This is a genomic window from Haloferula sp. BvORR071 (genome assembly GCF_000739615.1).
Taxonomy (GTDB): domain Bacteria; phylum Verrucomicrobiota; class Verrucomicrobiia; order Verrucomicrobiales; family Akkermansiaceae; genus Haloferula.
Map to the genome: position 1 here is coordinate 291,245 of NZ_BATP01000003.1, position 18,300 is coordinate 309,544.

15 protein-coding genes are annotated in these 18,300 nt (G+C 62.6%); 13 read left to right on the forward strand and 2 right to left on the reverse strand.

The window, feature by feature from the left end; translation table 11 throughout:
* Positions 1-64: 64 nt before the first annotated feature.
* From BV071_RS02095 to BV071_RS32340, 11 genes are all read left to right on the forward strand, one after another.
* Positions 65-1,825 (forward strand): molybdopterin-dependent oxidoreductase, encoded by a 1,761-nt coding sequence (locus tag BV071_RS02095; RefSeq protein WP_035601367.1) that lies wholly within the window; start codon positions 65-67, stop codon positions 1,823-1,825.
* Between the two features lie 18 nt (positions 1,826-1,843).
* Entirely contained in the window at positions 1,844-3,124 is a 1,281-nt protein-coding gene (locus BV071_RS02100; protein ID WP_035601369.1) for a complex I subunit 1 family protein, read from the forward strand.
* A gap of 12 nt (positions 3,125-3,136) precedes the next feature.
* On the forward strand, positions 3,137-3,703 hold the full coding sequence (locus BV071_RS02105) for an NADH-quinone oxidoreductase subunit I (protein ID WP_035601370.1): 567 nt from the start codon (positions 3,137-3,139) through the stop codon (positions 3,701-3,703).
* Positions 3,704-3,712: 9 nt separating this feature from the next.
* Complete coding sequence (locus BV071_RS02110; protein WP_035601371.1) at positions 3,713-4,270, forward strand: NADH-quinone oxidoreductase subunit J; 558 nt, start codon at positions 3,713-3,715, stop codon at positions 4,268-4,270.
* A 4-nt stretch (positions 4,271-4,274) separates the two neighbouring features.
* On the forward strand, positions 4,275-4,592 hold the full coding sequence (gene nuoK / locus BV071_RS02115; protein ID WP_035601373.1) for an NADH-quinone oxidoreductase subunit NuoK: 318 nt from the start codon (positions 4,275-4,277) through the stop codon (positions 4,590-4,592).
* A gap of 43 nt (positions 4,593-4,635) precedes the next feature.
* Complete coding sequence (nuoL, locus tag BV071_RS02120) at positions 4,636-6,450, forward strand: NADH-quinone oxidoreductase subunit L (RefSeq protein WP_035601376.1); 1,815 nt, start codon at positions 4,636-4,638, stop codon at positions 6,448-6,450.
* 25 nt (positions 6,451-6,475) lie between these two features.
* Positions 6,476-7,936 (forward strand): NADH-quinone oxidoreductase subunit M, encoded by a 1,461-nt coding sequence (locus BV071_RS02125; RefSeq protein WP_035601378.1) that lies wholly within the window; start codon positions 6,476-6,478, stop codon positions 7,934-7,936.
* 40 nt (positions 7,937-7,976) lie between these two features.
* On the forward strand, positions 7,977-9,485 hold the full coding sequence (locus tag BV071_RS02130; protein ID WP_035601380.1) for an NADH-quinone oxidoreductase subunit N: 1,509 nt from the start codon (positions 7,977-7,979) through the stop codon (positions 9,483-9,485).
* Positions 9,486-9,555: 70 nt separating this feature from the next.
* Positions 9,556-10,026 (forward strand): hypothetical protein, encoded by a 471-nt coding sequence (locus BV071_RS02135; RefSeq protein WP_265593964.1) that lies wholly within the window; start codon positions 9,556-9,558, stop codon positions 10,024-10,026.
* Positions 10,019-10,486 carry a hypothetical protein gene (locus BV071_RS02140; RefSeq protein ID WP_035601384.1) on the forward strand — a complete coding sequence of 156 codons (468 nt, stop codon included), beginning with the start codon at positions 10,019-10,021 and terminating at the stop codon, positions 10,484-10,486. Before BV071_RS02135 ends, BV071_RS02140 begins: the two co-directional genes overlap by 8 nt.
* Before the next feature lie 49 nt (positions 10,487-10,535).
* A complete protein-coding gene (locus tag BV071_RS32340; protein ID WP_052572768.1) occupies positions 10,536-11,615 on the forward strand; it encodes a GNAT family N-acetyltransferase in 1,080 nt (359 codons plus the stop codon).
* A 118-nt stretch (positions 11,616-11,733) separates the two neighbouring features.
* Here BV071_RS32340 and BV071_RS02150 read toward each other — a convergent pair whose 3' ends face one another.
* Both BV071_RS02150 and BV071_RS02155 read right to left on the reverse strand, forming a co-directional pair.
* The gene (locus tag BV071_RS02150; protein WP_035601386.1) at positions 11,734-13,179 is read right to left on the reverse strand and encodes a DUF1501 domain-containing protein; all 1,446 of its coding nucleotides are present in this window, start codon (positions 13,177-13,179) and stop codon (positions 11,734-11,736) included.
* A gap of 5 nt (positions 13,180-13,184) precedes the next feature.
* Complete coding sequence (locus BV071_RS02155) at positions 13,185-16,268, reverse strand: PSD1 and planctomycete cytochrome C domain-containing protein (RefSeq protein ID WP_035601388.1); 3,084 nt, start codon at positions 16,266-16,268, stop codon at positions 13,185-13,187.
* Positions 16,269-16,457: 189 nt separating this feature from the next.
* On the opposite strand from BV071_RS02155, the gene BV071_RS02160 reads away from it, so the two are divergent.
* A complete protein-coding gene (locus BV071_RS02160; RefSeq protein WP_035601390.1) occupies positions 16,458-17,861 on the forward strand; it encodes an MBL fold metallo-hydrolase in 1,404 nt (467 codons plus the stop codon).
* Between the two features lie 147 nt (positions 17,862-18,008).
* Positions 18,009-18,293 carry a hypothetical protein gene (locus BV071_RS02165; protein WP_035601392.1) on the forward strand — a complete coding sequence of 95 codons (285 nt, stop codon included), beginning with the start codon at positions 18,009-18,011 and terminating at the stop codon, positions 18,291-18,293.
* Positions 18,294-18,300 lie beyond the last annotated feature (7 nt).

Consider the following 18,300-nt stretch of genomic DNA (forward strand, 5'->3'; position numbering starts at 1 on the left):
CGCTTTCCGCCGAGCTTTTCATATTCCGCCTGCCCGGGGTTCGCCCTGTGGAATATCACGCCCCATGAGCGACACCGCCGCCACCGCCGAAGCCAAGCTTCCCAAGGACCTTGCAGCCGAAAAAGGCTTGGTCAATGTGCAGATCGATGGCGTTTGGCTACAGGTGCCGCGCGGGATGCGGATGATCGAGGCCTGCAAACTAGCCCAGAACGAGGTCCCACACTACTGCTACCACCCGAAGCTTTCCGCGCCGGGCAATTGCCGCATGTGCCTGGTGCAGATGGGTATGCCGCCCCGCCCCGCCCCGGGCCAGGAGCCAACCTACGATGAGCAGGGCTACCTGCCGATCGGCTGGATGCCCCGCCCGGTAATCGCCTGCGCGAACACGGTGAGCGAGAACATGGGCATCCGCACCACGGGTGACATCGTCACCAAGTGCCGCGAGGGGGTGATGGAGTTCCTGCTGATCAATCACCCGCTGGACTGCCCGATCTGCGACCAGGCCGGTGAGTGCCGCTTGCAGGAGTTTTCGGTCGAGCATGGCCGCGGTGGCTCGCGCTTCGTGGACATGAAGGTCAAGAAGCCGAAGAACGTGGACATCGGTCCGCGAGTCCGGCTGGACGACGAGCGCTGCATCATGTGCAGCCGCTGCATCCGCTTCATGGACGAGGTGGCCGGCGACCCGGTGCTGGGCTTCACCCAGCGCGGCACGCACACCACGCTGACGGTCCACCCGGGCAAGAAGCTGGATTCCAACTACTCTCTCAACACGGTCGACATCTGCCCGGTGGGCGCATTGACCTCCAATGATTTCCGCTTCCAGATGCGGGTTTGGTTCCTGAAAGAGACCAAGAGCATCGACGTGAACTGCGGCACTGGCGCGAACATCACCATCTGGGCCCGCGGCAACAAGCTGCACCGGGTCACCCCACGCCAGAACGACGACGTGAATTCGACTTGGATGCCGGATTCCCACCGCCTGAACTTCCACTACATCGACAGCGAGGCGCGCCTTACCGATCCGATGATCAAGGGCGATGGCTTGCACACGCCGGTCTCTTGGAAGGACGCACTGACCGCAGCCGCCAAGGATCTGAAGGTCTTCGCCCCTAGCGAGATCGCGATCATCGCCTCCGCGCGGATGACCAATGAAGAGCTCTTCATGGTCCGCGAACTGGCGACCGAGCTGGGCACCGGCGCCTTCACTGTGGTCCCCCGCTCCGGCGAGAGCGACGGCCTGCTGATTTCCGCCGACCGCAACCCGAACACGACCGGCGCAAAGCTGGTGTGGGGTTCGCAGGATCCGGCCGCCCCGCTGGCGGATATCCGCAGCGGTGTGCAGAACGGCTCGATCAAGGCGCTGCTGGTCTTCGGCGAAGAACTGACGGCCGAGGCCGGGTTCTCCAAGGAGGACCTCGCGAAGCCGGCTTTCATTGCCTCGATCCAATTGTTGGCCGGCCCGACCGCCGACGCCTCGCACGTGCTACTCCCCGGAGCGGCCTTTGCCGAGAAGCGCGGCTCGATGGTCAACGTCACCGGTCGCCTGCAGCGCCTGAACCGCGCGGTGGAGCCGCCGGCCGAGGCCCGCGACGACTGGGAAGTTCTCCGCGATCTGAAGGCTGCACTGCAAGGTGCCGCCCCGACCGCAGGACCGGCGATGATCGAAGATCTCTTCAAGACGGTGGCCGCGGGCGTGCCCGAGTTCAGCGGCCTGACGCTTTCCAAGATCGGTGATCTCGGTCTGCCCGTGGTGGAAACCGGCGTGAAGATCCCGCTTCTCGAAAACGAGCGTGCCCGCAAGGCAGCGGGGCTCATCAACGGCTAAGTCCCGTTTCTGCTTTTCATGGACCTCCTGATCACACTCCTGATTATCGTCGCCAAGGTCATCGGCCTGACCTTCCTGGTCGTGCTGCCGCTGGTGCCGATCTCGGTTTACTTCGAGCGCCGCTTCTCCGCGATCATCCAGGACCGCGTGGGTCCAAACCGGGTGGGCGTCCCCTTGACTTGGTTTGGCGCTAAGAAGGACTTCTCCTTCTTCGGTCTGATCCAGCCGATGGCGGACGGGGTAAAGCTGTTCCTGAAGGAAGACTTCACGCCCTCGCACGTGCGCAAGGCTTTCTACTGGCTGGCCCCGGCGCTGACCGTAGTGCCGGCACTGGTGACAGTGTGCGTGGTGCCCTTCGGCTCGGACATCATGATCAACGGTCATGCCGAGAAGCTGGTGATCGCCAATCTGGACGTGGGTCCCCTCTTCATCTTCGCGATCTCTTCGCTGGCGGTTTACGGGATTACCCTCGCCGGCTGGTCCTCGAACTCGAAGTTCCCTTTCATCGGCGGCGTGCGCTCGACGGCACAGATGATCTCCTACGAGATCGCACTGGGCCTCTCGGTGGTGCCGGTGTTGCTCTTCTACGGAGACCTCAACCTCTCGCACATCGTGGAAGCCCAAGCCCAGCGGGGCTGGCTGCTTCTGCCGCTCTGGAACGAGCACGGCGCCTTCTTCACGGAAGGCTATTGGAAGGACCCCGAGGTTCTCAACCAGTGGCTCTTCTGGATTCCGGCGATGATCGCCTTCGTGATCTTCACGACCTCGGTCTTCGCGGAAACGAACCGCATGCCCTTCGACCTTCCGGAGTGCGAAACGGAACTCGTGGGCGGCTACCACACGGAATACTCCTCCATGAAGTTCGCGATGTTCTTCATGGGTGAATACGCCGCGATGGTGATCGGCTCCTCGCTGGTGGTGACTCTCTTCCTTGGTGGCTGGTCCTTGGGCTTCGGCGCGGACGAGTGGATCAAGGGCCTGAAGATCGGCGATGTCGGTATCGGCGGCTTCGTCCACATGGCGGTCTTCATGGCGAAGGTGGTGGCATTCATCTTGTTCTTCATCCTGGTGCGCTGGACGGTGCCGCGCTTCCGCTACGACCAGCTCATGCGCCTCGGCTGGGTGATCTTCTTTGAAGCCGCCCTGCTCAATGTCTTCCTCGCCGCGATCGTGATCGCCCTACCGCAGTTCGGAGCCATCGTGAACATCGCCGCTGTGGTGGTGCTGGTGGTGGTGACCGCCGCACTGGTCTGGGCCCTGAAGGTGTCCGAGAAGAAGCCCGCCCCTCTTTCCATCTAAGTCATTCTCCAAATGGCCGTCGTCAAAGTCACACGTCCGAAGCTCGCCGCCGGGGAGAAGATCTACCTCGGAGCGATCCTCAAGGGCTTCGTCATCACGATGAAGCACGCCTTCGATTCGCTGCGCGGCAAGTCCCGCGGTGCCGGAGACCTCGCGTCCTCCGGCCTCGGCGTGACGATGCAGTATCCCGAGCAGAAGTGGGACGAACACCTGCCAGATCACTACCGCGGCGCGCCCGCACTGGTGACTGATGAACAGGGCCGCGAGCGCTGCGTGTCCTGCCAGCTTTGCGAATTCATCTGCCCGCCGAAGGCGATCAAGATCACGCCGAGTGAAATCCCCTCGGACGATGCTTGGGCCAAGGTCGAGAAGCGGCCGCTGGAGTTCGATATCGACATGATCCGCTGCATCTACTGCGGCATGTGCGAGGAAGTCTGCCCCGAGCAGGCCATCTTCCTGCGCAAGGATTACGCCATCACCGGCCTCAAGCGGGCCGACATGGTGCACAACAAGGAGAAACTCTACGAGATCGGCGGCGTCCGCGAAGGTCTCGTCAACAAGTGGAACGAGCTGAAGTAACAACCTGCCATGCCTCTTCCCCTTTTCTGGTTTTTCGCTCTGGTCATGCTGTTCGGCGGCGTGGCGGTGGTAGCGCTGCGCAACCCGGTGGCCTCGGCGCTGTCGATGGTGGCGTCTTTCGTCGGCCTCTCCGGCCTGTTCATCGGCCTGAATGCCTTCTTCGTCGGGATCATCCAGATCCTGGTCTACGCGGGGGCGATCATGGTGCTGTTCATCTTCATCATCATGCTCCTCGACCTGAAGATCGAGGAGAAGCGCGCGCCGAAGCTGGCGCCGCTGCTCGGTGGTCTTGGGATCGTGCTCGGTTTCACCATCCAGCTCATCGGCGTCCTTTCGAAGACGCCGAACGCGGATTGGAAGCCGCTGGATCTCGCCGCTGCCTCGGCTGCCCATGCGCAATCGAGCCCCGGGATCTCAACCAAGCTGGCTGAGGGTCACCTTCCCGACGTGAACCTGATCGGTGACATCCTCTTCAAGGGCTACAACCTGCCGCTCCAGATCGTCGGCGTGCTGCTGCTCGTCGCGACCATCGGGGTCGTCGTTCTTTCCAAGCGCCAAGAAGCCTAATCCCATGGCCACCCTTCACTCCTACCTTCTGGTTTCCGGCCTGCTTTTCGCGATCGGCCTGTCCGGCGTGATCCTGCGGCGGAATATCATCGTGGTCTTCATGTGCCTGGAGCTGATGCTCAGCGCGGCAAACCTGACCCTGGTGGCGTTCTCACGCTTCAACGGCAGCAACGGCCTGCCGGACTACCACGGGCAGATGATGGTGTTCTTCGTGATCACCGTGGCCGCCGCCGAGGTGGCAGTGGGACTCGCGATCATCGTGGCGCTCTACCGGGCGCGGCAGACGATCAATACCGAGGACCTGACGAGCATGCGCGGCTGAGCCTGAGCGCGGGCAACCTACAATCGGAAATTTTCTATCAACCATGGCTTGGGTCCTCCTGTTCCTTCCCCTGATCGCCGCGGCGGCGAACCAGCTCTACCTGAAGCGGAATGCTTACATCGCTTCGCTGGTTTCCGTTGCCTCGGTGGCGGTGACTTTAGTGATCGCGCTGATGCTGCTTGGCAAGGAGGCGACTGATTCGGTCGACTGGGCCACAATCGGTGAGTTCAAGCTTCAGATCGGCTACAAGCTGGATCAGCTCTCCACCGGCATGATGGTGGTGGTCACGGGAGTGGGCCTGCTGGTGCATGTGTTCTCGCTGGCTTACATGAAGGACGATGCTGCGAAGGCACGCTTCTTCACCGGCCTCTCGCTCTTCATGTTTTCGATGACCGGCATCGTGCTGGCCTCGAATTTCATCATGACCTTCATCTTCTGGGAGCTGGTCGGCCTCAGCTCCTATCTGCTGATCGGCCACTGGTATCAGAAGGATTCCGCGGCCGACGCCGCGAAGAAGGCTTTCATCACCAACCGTATCGGCGACTTCGGTTTCATGATCGGGATCCTGATGCTGTGGGGCATCACCGGCAGCTTGAGCTTTGACGGTATGAAGTCTTGGAGCGCTGGCGGTGGCTTGGAGCACGTGTCCACCGGTGTGTTGGGAGCCTGCCTGCTCTGTGTCTTCTGCGGCGCAGTTGGCAAGTCCGCCCAAATGCCGCTGCACGTCTGGCTGCCAGACGCAATGGAAGGCCCGACCCCGGTGTCCGCGCTGATCCACGCCGCGACCATGGTGGCTGCGGGCGTTTATATGCTCTTCCGCGTGCAGAGCTCGATTGGAGCGGAAGCCTTCGACAACTTTGCCGGTGACACGATCGCTTGGATCGGTGCGATCACCTCGCTCTGCGCGGCGCTGATGGCGACGCAGCAGGACGATATCAAGCGGATCCTCGCTTACTCCACGCTCTCGCAACTCGGCTACATGGTGATGGCCGTCGGCCTGCGCCATGGCGATGCCGGGATGTTCCACCTCTTCACACACGCTTGGTTCAAGGCGCTGCTCTTCCTTGGCTCTGGTGCCGTGATCTACGCCTGCCACCACGAGCAGGACATCTGGAAGATGGGCGGACTGCTGAAGAAGATGCCGATCACCGGCTTCACCTTCTTGGTCGGCTTCCTGGCCCTGATCGCGGTTCCTGGCACGGCTGGTTTCTTCTCCAAGGAGATGATCCTGCACGCCGCCCATGAATACGGGGACGAGCATCACAACATGGCCTTCTTCTGGATCGCCGCGGGTGTAGCCGTTCTCACCTCCTTCTACATGACCCGGCTCTTCGTGGTCGCTTTCCTTGGCAAGCACCGCTCCGACGATGCCAGCCACGCGCATGAGGTGGGCCCGCTGATGTTTGTGCCGCTCGTCGTTTTGGCCGTCCTTGCCGTGGTCGGCGGGTTCAAGCTCGCCCATGGCCTCGCACCTGCCACACCACACGGTGCCGGCGAGTTTGAAGTGAATCCCATCTTCTGGGTCTCCGTGGGTGCCTTGGCGCTCGGCGCAATCCCCGGCTTCCTCCTCTACAACGGCAAGGAGAAGGATCCGGTCTCGATCCCCTTCTTCCGCGACCGTTTCAAGATCGACGATCTCTACGACAATGTGATCGTCCGTTACTTCCAGAACGGCTTCGCGGCGATCGTCCACTTCTTCGACGAGTTCCTGATCAACGGCCTGATCGTCGGCGGTGCGAGCCGCCTTGCCGAAGGCTGCGGCGGACTGTTCCGCCGGGTTCAGTCGGGCAACCTCCAAGGATACGCCTTTGTCTTCGGCCTCGGCGTGATCCTCGTCATCTACTTCACCGCGTTCTAAGCATCGAACTAGCACTCCCTTTTCCATGTTACTCCTGCTAGTCCTCATTCCCCTCGCCGCTTTCCTTGCGATCCTCTGCGGCGCGCCTGCCCGCAAGACCGCGGTGGCCGCCGGTTGGGCGAACCTCGCACTCGGCGTCTGGGCCGCATTCTCCTTCAATGCCAAGATCTGGGGCATCTCGCTGCCGGTGCTGGCCAAGCCCGCGCTGCATCTCTCGCTCGCGATGACGGACGGGATGAGCGCCATCATGGTGCTGCTCTCGGTGATTGTGACGCTGGCAGCCCTGCTCTCTGGCAAGGCGCCTGAAGGCAAGGAAACCCTCTACTACGGGTCCTCCCTGCTGATCTCGGCCGGCGCGATCGGCGCGTTCGCGGCGACCGACCTGTTCTTCTTCTACGCCTTCCACGAGCTGGCTCTGATTCCGACTTTCCTGATGATCGGCATCCTCGGTCGCGGTGACCGCAAGGAAGCCGCTTGGAAGATCACGATCTACCTCGGGCTCGGCTCGATCATCCTACTGGCCGGCTTGGTCTGGCTCGCCAGCATCACTGGCACCTTCGATATCCCGAAGATGGTCGACTTCGTGAAGGATCACCCGATCGATGCGGCTTCGCAAAAGGGCATCGCCGCCCTGCTGCTGGTGGGCTTCGGCGTGTTGGTTTCGCTCTTCCCCTTCCACTCTTGGGCCGCCCCGGCCTATGCGAGCGCGCCGGCACCGACCTCGATGCTGCACGCCGGCGTGCTGAAGAAGTTCGGTCTCTACGGCCTGCTGCGCATCGCGATCCCACTGGTGCCGGAGGGCATGCAGGCATGGCTGACGCCGCTGCTGGTGCTCTTGCTCGGCAACATCCTCTGGGTCGGCCTGGTGACCATCAACCAGAAGCGCTTGGACCTGATGCTCGGCAACTCGTCCGTGATGCACATGGGTTACATCTTCCTGGCGATCGCGGCGCTGGCGGCAAGCCACACGGCGACCGGCTTCACCAACACCCTCGGCCAACCGGCGGCAGTGCTACTGATGTTCGGCCACGGGATCTCGATCGCGATGCTCTTCGGTCTGGCCGACAAGATCGAGCGCAGCACCGGCACACTGGAGCTGACGGATCTGGGCGGGCTGGCGAAGTCTGCGCCGGGCCTAGCCTTCATGTTCGGCATGGTCGGCATGGCTTCGATCGGCCTGCCGGGCCTCGCGAACTTCGCGGGTGAAGTGCTGGTCTTCCTGTCTTCCTTCCAGAACTACGATCCGAGCAAGGGCCTTGGCCCGGTCCAGATCGCCTGTATCCTGGCCATCTGGGGTGTGGTGATCAGTGCGATCTACATGCTGCGCGCCTACCGGAATATCTTCCAGGGTCCCCAAGTGAAGGCCACCACCGATTCGGCGGACCTGACCCTCGCCGATCGTATTCCGGCACTGATCCTGGCGATCGCACTGCTGGCGGTGGGTCTCTACCCGAACCTGCTGCTGAACCTCCTGTCTCTGAAATAGGTCTTATAGGACCCGTAGGACATATTTCCCTTTCCCGACCATGCCCGCTTATTACCTCGAAGCCCTGACCGTCGCACTCGGCATCGTCCTGCTGATGCTGGAGGCTTTCGTGTCGTCTGCCTCGAAGAAGTTCATCGGCATTTCTGCAGCCGCCGGACTCGCATTGATCCTGATTTTCTCGTTCTTTGCTACCGCACCGGATGCCAAGTTGGAGCTGTCGCGATTCTACCAGTACGATGGGTTGGCACGTTTCTACAAGGGCTTCGCTCTGGTCTGCACGATCCTGGTGGTTTTGATGTCGGTGGATTTCCGCTCGATCCTGTCGCGCTTCACCGATGAGCCCGGCACCGAGAAAGGCACCGGTGAATACTACGCGCTGCCGGTCTTCGCCTGCGCGGGCATGATGTGGATGGCTTCGGCCAAGGATCTGGCCGGTGCCTTCGTGGCGCTGGAGCTGGTGACCATCACTTTCTATATTCTGGTCTCTTACCTGCGCCGGAACGTCGGCTCGCTGGAAGCGGGTGTGAAGTACCTGATCCTCGGCGCGCTGAGCACCGGTTTCTTGGTCTACGGTATTGCTTGGATCTACGGTTCGACGGGCACGATGAATCTGGCAGCGCTCGCCGAGCGTTTGATGACACCGCGCAGCCCGCTGGATTCCACGGTGGTGGTTGAGGCTTGGGCGCAGTTGGCTCCGGTCGCCCAGCCATCCCTGCTCTTCGGCATCGCTCTGATCCTGATCGCGCTGGGCTTCAAGATCGGCGCCGTTCCGATGCAGGTCTGGATCCCTGACGTTTATCAAGGTGCCCCGACCCCGACGACGGCCTTCCTCTCGGTAGGCTCCAAGGCAGCGGGCTTCATCCTGCTGATCCGTTTCATCACGCCCTTCATGCAGCCCGGCTCGCCGGTGGCGCAGCACGTGGCGCTGATGCTGGCGATCATGGCAGGTGCGACGCTGCTCTTCGGCAACTTGGCGGCGATCGGGCAGACGAACTTCAAGCGCCTTCTGGCCTACTCCTCGATCGCCCATGCGGGCTTCCTGGTGCTGGCACTGGCAGCATGGAAGGACAAGACCCCCACTGACCTGAGCTCGGCGGAGACGGTGTCCTTCTACTTGGCCACCTACCTGCTGATGACGCTGGCTAGCTTCTTCATTCTCGCCCAAGTCCGGATCCAGGACGGCAGCGAGGAAATCGATGCCTTCAACGGCCTCGGCAAGCGCAACCCTACCTTGGCACTCGGGCTAACAGTGATCATGGCGGCGCTGGCCGGTGTGCCACTGACCGCGGGCTTCCTCGGCAAGCTCTTCGTCTTCAAGTTGGCGGTTGATGCCAAGCTGTGGTGGGCGGTGATCCTCGGCTTCGTGGGTGCCGCTGCGGGCTTCTACTACTACTTCAAGATCATCCGCGCCATCTGGTGGGAAGCGCCGAAGGCCGAGGCCAAGCCGCTGGTGCTGCCGGAGATCACCCGCTACTGCGTGGTGGGCCTGACGGTGGCAGTGATCGTGCTCGGTGTCTGGCCGGAGCCGGTGCGGATGCTGCTGCAGTAAGCCGGGGCTTGCCTCGGGGCGCGTTCCCGGGTTGCGTGGAGCGATGGCTTCAGCAGGCTACGCACGCTGGATGAACCGCACGGCGGTGATCGTCTTCGTGCTGGGGCTGTTAGCTTTCGTCGCCTTCCACCTGCTGGTGGTGGACTACTATGTGGACCCCGCAATTGCGGGAGGAGCCGAGCCCCGCGGTTGGGAGGTTTGGGAAGCGATGTGGGAATTCTGCAAGTCTCCTGATCTTGGAGAGATGCCCGAGACATTGGTGCTGCCCTCGTTTGTTTGTTCCGCCTTGTTGGCGGTGACATCGCCCTTCCTCGTGCCAGTCTTCCGGAAGTCCCGGCCGTTGTGGTGGCTGGGGGTCTTGGTTTCCGGGCTGGTCCTGCTGAGCCTCGGCGGGGTCACGCTGGCGACGCCGGTGGATCCGGAGATCTCGGTGCCAGGCCCAGGAACTTACTGCTGTTTGGGCGCCTTGGTGCTGAACTTCCTCGGCTTTCTATTCGTGCGTCGGGAGCAGCGGCCCGAACTCGAACCATGCCATGATTGAGGAGAAGGTCCAACGAACGAACCGCACTTCCTTGGGATTGTTGGTCGCTTCCATCGTGGTATTTGCGGCATTCAACCTCCTTCCGTGGGACCCTCGGTCGCCACAGTTCGAGGTTGGCTGGAAAATCTGGCCCACGGTTTTATCACCGAGTAATTGGCGTCAGAGCGGCAACTTGCTCCCGACTATGGGGCTGCTCACTGGAGTGCTGCTGATTGTCGGTGGGCCATTCCTTGTCCCCCTGCTTCGATCATCACGCCTGTTGTGGTGGACCGCAGCACTTGTCGGCGGACTTGGGCTGGGCTCCGTGCTGCTCTCCATGTTTGCAGCTCTCGCATGGTCCCAATATCCGCTGAGTCCTGGAGTCGCAGCCCTGATCTTATCCCTGGCGCTGAACTTTGCCGGTATCATCTCGATTCGCCGGCACGAGCCCGGTTCGAGCATGGAGCGGCCGGATCCCTGATCGCAATACCTGCGATTGCACGCGGGCCCAGCTTTGCTAGAAATCCGGCGTGGCCGATCAGGGTGACGTCAGGGCAGTTCTCGAATACGTTCCGCGCTTCCGCGGGAAGATCTTTGTCGTGCTCATCGAGGCGGGCTTGCTGCCGGAACCGGCGATTGCGGAGACCTTGCTCGATCTGGCAGCGATGGAAGATGTGGGCGTGAAGCTGATCCTTGGCGTGCTGGGCGGTGACCTCAAGGATCTCTACGACTGGACCCTGGAGTGCGAGATCATGTCCGCGCGCCTGAGCAAGCCGCTGGGCGAGCCCGGCGCGGTGGAGGAAGCGAAGGCGATCCTCGCCCGCGGACAAACCGTGGTGGCGGACGCATCCTTCCAGGATCCGCTCGATCCCAAGGTCGTGGATTTCACCCTGGGCATCGGCGCGGTGAAATTGATCACCTTGTTAGAAGAAGCGATCCTGATCGACGGCGAACCAGTGCCAGCGGTGCGAGCCTCGGAAGCGGAGGTGCTGGCGAAGTCCGGCACGGTGACGAATGATCACCTGCTGCTGGCGGCGGCGGAAGCTTGCCGACGCGGGGTGCCCCGTGTGCATGTGCTGAACGGGCGCCGGCAGGGCGTGCTAGTCGATGAGTTGTTCTCGAACGAAGGCGTGGGCACCATGGTCCACGCCGACAGCTATCGCGACATCCGTCCGCTGCGCGAGGAGGACATCCCTGAGCTGTTAGGCATGATCGGCAGGTCGGTGCGGCGCACTAAGCTGCTGGCCCGTACCTATGAGGACATCTTCGACAAGATCGGCGACTACCACGTGATGACCATCGACGATAACGTCGTCGGCTGCGTGGCGCTGCACGAGTATCCTGCGGATCACACCGCGGAGGTGGCCTGCCTGTATGTGAAGATGAACCACGAGGGCCGCGGCTATGGCGTGGACCTGGTGAACTACGCCGAGAAGGTCGCAAGCGGCAGGAAGATCCCGCGAGTCTTCGCCCTGACCAACCGAGCCGCCGACTTCTTCCAGGATCGCGTGCACTTCACGTTACGAGATCCTTCCGCGCTGCCGGAGTCGCGGCGGAAGCAGCTCGAAGATAGCGGACGGGACTCAAAGGTGTTCGAGAAGGTGCTGTGAGGGCCGCGATCACTGGGTGCCACTGGGTGTGCCGGCTTTAGCCGGCACGAGTGGCGCGTCACCCATCAGACCGCTCGATCAGCTTTCAGGCCGGCTAAAGCCGACGCCCCAGTGGGCCTCAGGTGAGGACTTCCGTAACGACCTTGGCGGGCTCCACACCCGTGAGCTTCTGATCCAGCCCGCGATACGGGAACACCAGCTTGTTGTGATCAATTCCCAAGCGCTCCAGCATCGTCGCGTGGAGGTCGCGGAGGTGGACCGGGTCCTTGGTGATGTTCCAGCAGAAGTCATCGGTCTCACCGTGGGCGTAGCCGGCCTTCACACCGGCACCCGCCATCCAAAGCGAGAAGCAGCGACCATGGTGGTCGCGGCCGGAAGAGGCGCTGCCGAGCTGACCTTGCGAATAGACGGTGCGGCCGAACTCCCCACCCCAGATCACCAAGGTGTCTTCTAACAGACCACGACGCTTGAGATCCATGACGAGCGCTGCGGAAGGCTGATCCGTGTCACGGCACTGGTTCGGGAGCTGCCGGGTGATGGCGACGTGCTGGTCCCAGCCGCGATGGAAGAGCTGGATGAAGCGGACGCCGCGCTCGGCGAGGCGTCGAGCCAAGAGGCAGTTCGCGGCGTAGGTGCCGGGCTTGCGGACTTCGGGCCCGTAGAGATCGAGGGTCTCCTGCGACTCGCCGCTGAGATCGGTGAGCTCGGGCACGGAGGCCTGCATGCGGAAGGCCATCTCGTATTGCTGGATGCGCGCCATGGTCTCAGTGTCCGCGGCTTGCTCGCCGAAGCGCGTATTAAGCACGGCAAGGTCGTCGAGGGTGGCGCGGCGTTGCTCGCGGGTCACCCCATCGGGATTGTCGAGATAGAGCACGGGCTCCTTCCCTGCCCCGAGGATCACGCCCTGGTGCTGGGATGGCAGATAGCCGCTGCCCCAGAGGCGCGAGAAGATCGGCTGGTCCGGGTTCTTGCCGGTACCCTGCGAGATCAGGACCATGAAGGCCGGGAAGTTCTTGTTCTCGCTGCCGAGACCGTAGCTGACCCAGGCACCGGCGGAGGCATGTCCCAGCTGCATCGAGCCGGTATTGGCCAAGGTAATCGCGGGGTCGTGGTTGATCGCCTCGGTGTGCATCGAGCGCATCACACAGATCTCGCCGGCGATCTTCTGGGTCCATGGCAGCAGATCGGAGATCCACACGCCGGAGGGACCGCAGCGCTTGCCGGGAGAGATCGGCTTGAGCACCGGGAAGCTGGACTGACCGGAGGTCATCCCCGTGACGCGCTGCCCGGCGCGCACCGAATCCGGGAGGTTGCTGCCGTGGAGCTTGTCGAGGCTGTCCTTGCCGTCGAAGAGGTCCATGTGCGAGGGCCCGCCGGACTGGAACAGGAAGATCACCCGCTTCGCCTTCGGGGCGATGGGCTGGAACATCTCCGGGCGGACTTCCTCACCGCGCGCGGCCATCGCCATGCCTTCCGCGAGCAGCGAGTGCAGGGCAATGCCGCCGATGCCACATGCGGAGCGACCGAGAAAGGCGCGTCGATCTAACAAGAGTGGTGCGTTCATGGCGATTAGGGGCGGGTCAGGGCTTCGGAAAGATTAAGAAGGAGCGAGCAGGTCTGGGTCCAGGCGGCGTGCTCGATGGGATCGAGCGCGGGATCGCGCGGCGATTCACCGGTGGCGAGCAAGGCGCTGGCAGCGGCGGGATCGGCGCGGAAGCGCTCACGCTCACGCTTCAAGGTGCCACGCAGTACGACGAGCTCTTGCTCCACGGGCGCACGGCCGGTCATACGGAGAAAGCACTCGGCGAGCTTGCTGTCATCGTTGTTGCCCAGCTTGGCCAAGCGCTCGGCAAAGGCGCGGCTGGCTTCCACGTACTGAGGGTCGTTGAGCGTGACCAAGGCCTGCAGCGGTGTGTTGGTGGAGGCACGGCCAATGGAGCAGATCTCGCGGTTCGGCGCATCGAAGACGGCGAGGCTCACCGGCGGCAGCGTGCGCTTCCAGTAGGTGTAGAGCGAGCGGCGGTAGAGTTTCTCGCCGTGGTCCTGGACGAAGGTCTGCGAGGTCGCAGGGCTGGAGCCATAGTGCGAAATCTGGCGCCAGAGGTCGCCGGGTTGGTAGGGCTTCACACTGGGGCCGCCAAGGCGCTCGACCATCAGGCCGGAGGTGAAGAGCGCCTGATCGCGGATCTGCTCGGCACTGAGGCGGAAGCGTGGGCCACGTGCCAAGAGATCATTGCGCGGGTCGCGCTTCTGGAGTTCCGGCGAGGCCACCGCTGTCTGCCGATAGGTGCGTGAGCTGACGATGTTGCGGATGAGCGCTTTCACGTCCCAGCCATTCGCCATGAAGTCGGTGGCCAGCCAGTCGAGAAGTTCGGGGTGAGTCGGCAAGGTCGACTGCATGCCGAAGTCTGCGGGCGAGGACGCGAGCCCTTTGCCGAAGAAGGCGGACCAGACGCGGTTCACCTCCACGCGCGAGGTCAGCGGATGATCGGGCCGGGTCAGCCACTTGGCGAGATCGAGCCGGGTCAACTCGCGATCGGCAGGCTCGGGCGGGGTAGGCAGCGATCCTGGGGTGCCGGGCTTCACCTCGTCCTTCGGCGAGGAATAGACCCCGCGTTCGAGGATGTGGGTCACGCGCGGCTTGGGCGCAGTGTTCATCACCATCACCGAGTGCTCCTGCGTGAGAACCGACAGGCGCTCTTCGAGATTGGCGATGCGATAGCGCAGCGCTGCGGTGGGCGCAGCCATCGTGCGGAAGTAAGCTTCAAGCCGAGCCTGCTGCTCGGGGCTGCGCTGGGCGGCGTCCATTGCCAAGGCGGCGGTAACATCTGCGGGGTGCGGCGAAGCGTCGTCCGCGCCACCGAAGGCATAAATACGGAAGCGTGCGGGTGAGGCACTGCCGCCGAAATTGAACATCAGCTCGGTGGTCAAGTAGGGCGTGCTGCCGGGATCGACCGGGCGGCCGAAAGTGACGGTTAGATACTGCGGAGTCGTCGAACCAGTAGGTGGGGCCCAGCCGTTGGTCGGGGTGGTGTCACGCAGACGCTCCGGTCCATAACCCTCCTGCGAGGCACTGGCAGAGATCCGCGCCATCGGCAGGCTGTTGTTCAGATCAACATTGAGCGCCGGGAAGGAACTCGCGGAGGTGGTGATGGTGCTCATCACCAGGTTCTGCTCAAGCCCTCCGACACCGGCGAAGCCGAGCTTGCCCTTGGCTGCCTCGGTCGGCAGGAATTCGACGCGGATTCCCTTCACCGCCTGGCCATTCTGCGGCAGGCGGCACATCACATTGTAGGCTGCGTAGTCACCGCCGCGAATCGAGACCGAGCCATCATCCTCGATCTTGATGCGCTCCGGATCGCCGTTGGGAGATGTCGCGGATTCCGCAATCAGAGGCGTGAGCTTGAAGTCCTTGCCAGCCTTGGCCTGGTCCTCGCGCTCGCCCTTCTCCCATGCGGCGAGGCCGGCGGGATCAGGTTGTGCGAGCTGGGCCTTGGCCTGCTGCAGCTCGGCTCTGATGCCGTTCGCCTCGGTCTCATTGGCGAGGCAACTGTGAGCCATGATCGAGGGGCGGGAGTTGTTGCCACCGTCGCCATCATGCGGCGCATCACCCACCGTATTGAAGAAGGCGAAGAAGCGGTAGTAGTCGCGCTGCGAGACCGGATCGAACTTGTGGTCGTGGCACTGCGCGCAGGCCATGGTGAGGCCCATGAAGACCTCCGAAGTGGTCTTCACCCGGTCGGCCACATAGTTGACCAGGTTTTCCTCGGCGATGGTGCCGCCCTCATGGGTGTTCGCGTTGTTGCGGTTGAAGCCGCTGGCGACTTGCTGTTGCTCGGTGGCATTCGGCAAGAGGTCTCCCGCAAGTTGTTCCGTTAGGAAGGCGTCGTAAGGCTTGTTGTCGTTGAAGGCCTTGATCACCCAGTCGCGCCACAGCCACTGGTTGCGGCCGCCATCGATCGAGTAGCCGTTGGTATCGGCGTAGCGCGAGGCATCGAGCCACGCGGCAGCCTGCTGTTCGCCGAAGCGCGGTGATGCCAGTAGGCGCTCGACCTGGCGTTCGTAGGCACCGGGCTCGCGGTCTTGCTCGAAGCTGGCGATCTCTTCCGGTGTGGGCGGTAGCCCGGTGAGGTCGAAGCTGACGCGGCGCAAGAGAGTTGCGCGGTCGGCCTCGGGCGAGAAGGCCAAGCCGTCCTTCGCGAGAGTGGCGGCGACGAAGCGGTCAATCGGATTGAGGTCGCTGCCCTGCGGCAAGGCAGGCTTCACCGGCGCCTGGAAGGCCCAGTGACCTTCGTAAACGGCGCCCTCCGTGATCCAGCGCTTGAGCAGATCCTTCTCAGCGGCGGTGAGCTGGCGGTGGCTATCCGGCGGCGGCATCACCTTCTTCGCGCTACTGTGGAAGATGCGCGAGACCAGCAGGGATTCCTCCGGCTTTCCGGGAGAGATGGCCGGCTTCTCCGACTCGCCGCCCTTGAGTGCAGCATCCGCTGAATCCAGCCGCAGCTCGGCCTCACGCGCGTGCTCGTCCGGCCCGTGGCAGGCGAAACAATTCTTCGAAAGAACAGGGCGTATATCCCTGTTGTATGACAGCCGTTCTTGCGCGTGCAGGGGAGTGAGCAAGAGTAGCAGGAGGCAAGGCGATTTCCGCATCATCGGGTTTACGTTCAGATCCGCAGGAAACCTTACCTATCCAAATGCATAGTTCTCGCAAGGCGCGAAGCACGGGATGCCCCCAAAGTGGGGAGCTTTGCCTGTGCATCTGGAATTTCCCATTCCACTTTTGCCTTTTCTTCGGAATTCAAAGGCTATGCTCAGGGAGACCAGAGTCCGCTTCTCCAATCCATGAAACTCAAATTCTGCGGTGCCGCCGGCACCACCACCGGCTCCCAGCATCTGCTGGAGATCAATGGCACCCGCATCCTGCTCGATTGCGGTCTGTACCAAGGCCATCGCGAGGAGAGCTACCAGGTGAACTGTTGCTTCCCGCACTTCGACCCGAAGGAGATCGACGTGGTGATTCTCTCGCACGCCCACATCGACCATAGCGGGAACCTGCCGAATCTCTGCAAGCAGGGTTTCAACGGGAACATCTACACCACCTTCGCGACGCGGGACCTGTGCCAGATCATGCTGGCGGACAGCGCGCACATCCAGGAGCAGGATACCGAATATCTGAATCGCGACCGAGCCAAGGACGGTCTGCCACCGGTGAAGCCACTCTACGTGCGCGAAGACGCCGAGCGCTGCCTGCGCCAATTCGTGACGCTGAATTACGAGCGCCCGATGCCGGTGGCCGATGGGGTGACGGTGACTTTCTACGATGCCGGGCACATCCTTGGGGCGGCGCAGGTGCTGTTAGAAATCGTGGACAAGGAGGATGGCGGAAAAAAGAAACGCTTCCTCTTCTCCGGCGACATCGGGCGCGGCGGCAATGAGATCCTGCGCGATCCGGCGGTGGTGCGGGATGTGGACTTCGTGCTGATGGAGAGCACCTATGGCGGCCGTGAGCACGAACTGCCCACGGGTGCCGCGGATGAATTCGGCGAGATGTTGAACGCCGCCCTCGCCCGCCGCGGCAAGGTGATGATCCCGGCCTTCGCGGTCGAGCGCACGCAGGCGCTACTCTATATCATCCACCAGCTTTACCGCGCAGGGAAGCTGCGTCCGGTGCCGGTATATGTGGACAGCCCGCTGGCGGTGAATGCCACCGAGATCTTCCGCATCCACCCCGAGTGCTTCAACGAGACGGTTTACAAGTTCCTCTTCGAAGAGAGCGATCCCTTCCAGTTCCCGGACCTGCACCTGATCCGGGCGGTGGACGATTCGAAGAAGCTCAATGAGGTGGAAGGGCCATGCATCATCATCTCCGCGTCCGGAATGTGCGAGGCGGGACGCATCCGCCACCACCTCAAGAACGGTCTGGATGATCCGCGGAACACGGTGCTCTTCGTGGGCTACTGCGCGGATAACACGCTGGGCCGCGCGATCCGCGACGGCAAGCCGGTGGTGAACATCTTCGGCAAGCCGGTGAAGGTGCGGGCCCACATCGAGGCGATCGATTCCTTCTCAGGGCACGCGGACCATTCGGAGCTATTGGACTGGTTCCACAAGATCACCGGACCGAAGAAGCAGGTCTGGCTGGTGCACGGTGAACCGGAGCGCGCGAATGCGCTACGGGCGGCATTGGCGAGCGAGCACGACGGGGCGATCGATGTCGCGGTGCTTGGCGAGAGCTTCGAGATATGAGAATAGTGAGTAATGCCCTCTCTCGTGAGACCATTTCTAGCGGTTTGCCTCGCAGTTCTGGCCGTAGGCTCATGCCGAGAGAAGCCGAGCAACTCCGAACCTGCTACACCTGCGCCACCTGTCGCCAGGGCCCCCATCCGGGTCACCATGCTCGGACAGATCACGAAGGCGGGCACACACGATGTCTCCGCGGATCCCACTATCGAAGCTGCGTTCGCGATGGCTGGAGGATGGAGTGGCAAGGGCGGAGGACTGGCACCTCACATTCCTCATCCGCCTTTCAGCCTTGTATTGAACCGGGCCGGGAAGCTCACCAAGGTTCGGCTTGTCACCGACCCGAAGACCCGGGTGGTAAGAGTGAAGGATCCCGAGTGGAAGGCCTACAAGCTCTGTGACGGGGACATCATCACCCTGCCAGAAGTTGTCTTCTAACCGAACT

Excerpts from the sequence above, each read along its gene's own strand:
- BV071_RS02095 (WP_035601367.1), top strand. The coding sequence starts at position 65 with ATGAGCGACACCGCCGCCACCGCCGAAGCCAAGCTTCCCAAGGACCTT.
- BV071_RS02100 (WP_035601369.1), top strand. The coding sequence starts at position 1,844 with ATGGACCTCCTGATCACACTCCTGATTATCGTCGCCAAGGTCATCGGC.
- BV071_RS02105 (WP_035601370.1), top strand. The coding sequence starts at position 3,137 with ATGGCCGTCGTCAAAGTCACACGTCCGAAGCTCGCCGCCGGGGAGAAG.
- BV071_RS02110 (WP_035601371.1), top strand. The coding sequence starts at position 3,713 with ATGCCTCTTCCCCTTTTCTGGTTTTTCGCTCTGGTCATGCTGTTCGGC.
- nuoK (WP_035601373.1), top strand. The coding sequence starts at position 4,275 with ATGGCCACCCTTCACTCCTACCTTCTGGTTTCCGGCCTGCTTTTCGCG.
- nuoL (WP_035601376.1), top strand. The coding sequence starts at position 4,636 with ATGGCTTGGGTCCTCCTGTTCCTTCCCCTGATCGCCGCGGCGGCGAAC.
- BV071_RS02125 (WP_035601378.1), top strand. The coding sequence starts at position 6,476 with ATGTTACTCCTGCTAGTCCTCATTCCCCTCGCCGCTTTCCTTGCGATC.
- BV071_RS02130 (WP_035601380.1), top strand. The coding sequence starts at position 7,977 with ATGCCCGCTTATTACCTCGAAGCCCTGACCGTCGCACTCGGCATCGTC.
- BV071_RS02135 (WP_265593964.1), top strand. The coding sequence starts at position 9,556 with ATGAACCGCACGGCGGTGATCGTCTTCGTGCTGGGGCTGTTAGCTTTC.
- BV071_RS02140 (WP_035601384.1), top strand. The coding sequence starts at position 10,019 with ATGATTGAGGAGAAGGTCCAACGAACGAACCGCACTTCCTTGGGATTG.
- BV071_RS02150 (WP_035601386.1), bottom strand. The coding sequence starts at position 13,179 with ATGAACGCACCACTCTTGTTAGATCGACGCGCCTTTCTCGGTCGCTCC.
- BV071_RS02155 (WP_035601388.1), bottom strand. The coding sequence starts at position 16,268 with ATGATGCGGAAATCGCCTTGCCTCCTGCTACTCTTGCTCACTCCCCTG.
- BV071_RS02160 (WP_035601390.1), top strand. The coding sequence starts at position 16,458 with ATGAAACTCAAATTCTGCGGTGCCGCCGGCACCACCACCGGCTCCCAG.
- BV071_RS02165 (WP_035601392.1), top strand. The coding sequence starts at position 18,009 with ATGCTCGGACAGATCACGAAGGCGGGCACACACGATGTCTCCGCGGAT.